The organism is Syntrophomonas sp. UBA5494 (assembly GCF_002426325.1).
On sequence record NZ_DIPG01000057.1, the window covers coordinates 28,868 to 31,621 of the forward strand.

Below are 2,754 nucleotides of genomic sequence, written 5' to 3' on the forward strand. Positions count from 1 at the left end.
ATCCCCGGGGTCGAAACTGCTCATGGCGGGTTTGACCTTTTTGTATATGCGTATGGAGGACAGCTATAGCCTTAGAAATGTAATATTAGGGAGGGACTATTAATGTTGTCGAAAAAAAGGTTTTTACCCCTGGCTATTCTATTAATATTCATATTAAGCATTGTAGGCTGTGCTCAGCAACAGCCGCAGCAGCAAGCGCCCCCAGCTGCTGAACAGACCAAGGATGTCATTTTGGCCACTACTACCAGTACACAGGACAGCGGCCTGTTGGATGTCTTGGTTCCGGAGTTTGAAAAGAAGACCGGATATGTGGTTAAAACTGTTGCGGTCGGGACCGGAGCAGCAATAACTATGGGCCAGAAGGGCGAAGCCGATGTGCTGCTGACGCATGCACCTTCTCAGGAGAAACCGATAGTGGATAACGGCGAAGCCATCAATTACCAGCTGGTTATGCATAACGATTTTATCATCGTCGGACCGGAGAGCGATCCCGCGCAGATAAAGGGAACTGCGACCGCTGCCGAGGCTTTCAAGAAAATCAATGAAAAAGGCGCCCTGTTTATCTCTCGCGGTGATAATTCCGGAACCCACACTATGGAGAAGAATCTATGGAAAGCTGCCGGAATAACCCCCACCGTGAGTGACAAATATCAGGAAACCGGCCAGGGCATGGGACAGACCCTTACCGTAGCCCAGCAGAAGGAAGGCTATACTCTGACCGACCGCGCCACCTACCTGGCTCAGAAGAAGAACCTCAGTCTGGCGATACTGGTGGAAGGCGAAAAAGCTCTGTTGAATATCTATCATGTCATGCAGGTCAACCCCGAGAAGTTCCCCAAAGTCAATGCGGCTGGCGCCAAGGCTTTTGTCGAGTTCATGATAGCGCCTGACACCCAGAAGATTATCTCGGAATTCAAGGTGGCAGAATACGGGCAGCCTCTGTTCTATGCTGATGCCGGCAAGAATGAGGCGGATCTCGGTAAATAAACCATTAATTCATAGCTTGGGGTGATCATGTGGAACTGATCTGGCAAGGTCTGGTCAAGGCATTTCAGATGCTGTTCGCCTTGGATCCGGAAGTATTGGAGGTTACCTGGCTTACCCTCAAGGTATCGGGAACAGCCACCCTGGTAAGCGTTTTAATCGGTGTTCCCCTGGGAGCCATTTTAGCCCTGGGTCGGTTCCCTGGTCGCAATTTTCTTGTCAGTCTGGCTAATTTCGGCATGGGCCTGCCGCCAGTAGTGGTAGGATTATGGGTCAGTATATTTTTATGGCGGTCAGGCCCTTTTGGGGATTTGAATATCATTTATACCCCTCTGGCGATCATCATCGCCCAGGCGGTGATTGCCTCTCCGATAGTGGTCAGTTTTACCCTGGCGGCGATTCAGCAAATCAATCCCCGGTTGCGGATGCAATTACTGGCACTAGGCGCCAACCGCCTGCAGATGTTATGGAGCCTGGTCAAGGAAGCCAAGTTGGGACTGCTGGCTGCTGTCATGGCTGGTTTTGGAGGAGTGGTGTCCGAGGTTGGCGCTTCCATGATGGTGGGCGGCAATATTAAAGGCCAGACCAGGGTGTTGACAACGGCTACGGTTATGGAGGTCAACAAAGGCAACTTCGATGTGGCCATCGCCTTAAGCATTATTCTGCTTCTGCTGGCCTACGGCGTTACCGCGCTCTTGACTATCTTGCAGCAATGGAGAAGCAACAATGGATAAGGTCATCGAAATCAAAGCTATGACCCTGGTATTAGGCCGGCGAACCATCCTGAATATCCCTTATTTTTCCCTGGAAGACGGGCAGTCCATCAGCCTGATGGGACCCAATGGCGCCGGGAAAAGCAGTCTGATGCTGATTATGGCGGCGTTGTTGGAACCGACTACGGGCACAATCACCTGGTTCGGCAAAAAGGGCAAAGATCAAACCCTTTTGGATTTGCGGCGCAGAATGGCAATGGTTTTCCAAAAGCCCATGATGCTCGATTTGAGTGTGATGGAGAATGTGGAATTAGGTCTCAAATTCCGCCATATGAGTCGCAAACAGCGGGAGAGACAGGTGAAACCCTGGCTGGAAAGGCTGGGCATAGCTCATCTGGCCAGACAACGGGCCAGGTCGCTTTCCGGGGGAGAGGCCCAGCGGGTGGCTATCGCGCAGGCTTTGGTCTTGCAGCCGGAGATCATATTGCTGGATGAACCCTTCAGCAATTTGGACAAAGAAACCCGCAATGAATTCAAGCAGGACATCGGCAGACTCTTAAAAGAGCAGAAGATAACCACTGTCATGGTGACCCATCATATCAGGGAGGCCATGGATCTGACTGACATCATCTATTACATGGAAGACGGGGAGATCGTGAGCCGGCAAGCAGTAGCCGACTGTACGGTCAATGATAAATTCAGAATGTGAGAGGAGTATGAAAGTGTGAAGAGGCACAGGCATATAGCTTTGTTGCTGGTGGTTTTGCTGGCGGTCGGGTGTTTTGCCCTGCCGGGATGCAGCCAGCAGCAGCCCGCTCCGGCCAAAGAAGTCAAACAGGTGTTTTTATCCAGTACTATCGGCCCGATCGATGCCGGCATCATAGGCGCTCTTGAGGATGCTTATGAACAACAAACCGGAGTAAGGGTTCGTCATGTTGGAGCCGGAACCAGTGCGGCGCTCAAGATTGCAGAGGGTGGCAGCGTGGATTTAGTAGTGGTTCATGCCAAAGCCCTGGAAGAAAAATTCGTTGCTGACGGTTATGGCACCGAGAGAGTC

Annotated in this window: 4 protein-coding genes; all 4 read left to right on the forward strand. The window is 51.5% G+C overall.

Translation table 11 applies throughout. The features are described 5' to 3' along the window. Positions 1-102 precede the first annotated feature (102 nt). Positions 103-987: an ABC transporter substrate-binding protein gene (locus B3W37_RS06750; protein WP_483171705.1), complete on the forward strand. Its 885-nt coding sequence runs from the start codon at positions 103-105 to the stop codon at positions 985-987. 29 nt (positions 988-1,016) lie between these two features. Beyond that, entirely contained in the window at positions 1,017-1,718 is a 702-nt protein-coding gene (locus B3W37_RS06755) for an ABC transporter permease (protein WP_483171706.1), read from the forward strand. Continuing rightward, positions 1,711-2,406 (forward strand): ABC transporter ATP-binding protein, encoded by a 696-nt coding sequence (locus B3W37_RS06760; protein WP_481039656.1) that lies wholly within the window; start codon positions 1,711-1,713, stop codon positions 2,404-2,406. Before B3W37_RS06755 ends, B3W37_RS06760 begins: the two co-directional genes overlap by 8 nt. 15 nt (positions 2,407-2,421) lie before the next feature. Then, positions 2,422-2,754: substrate-binding domain-containing protein (locus B3W37_RS06765; protein ID WP_483175153.1), on the forward strand; the 333-nt coding region annotated here is incomplete at its 3' end.

What these genes read in the sequence shown, in the direction of transcription:
- B3W37_RS06750 (WP_483171705.1), top strand. Translation starts at nt 103, where the DNA reads ATGTTGTCGAAAAAAAGGTTTTTACCCCTGGCTATTCTATTAATATTC.
- B3W37_RS06760 (WP_481039656.1), top strand. Translation starts at nt 1,711, where the DNA reads ATGGATAAGGTCATCGAAATCAAAGCTATGACCCTGGTATTAGGCCGG.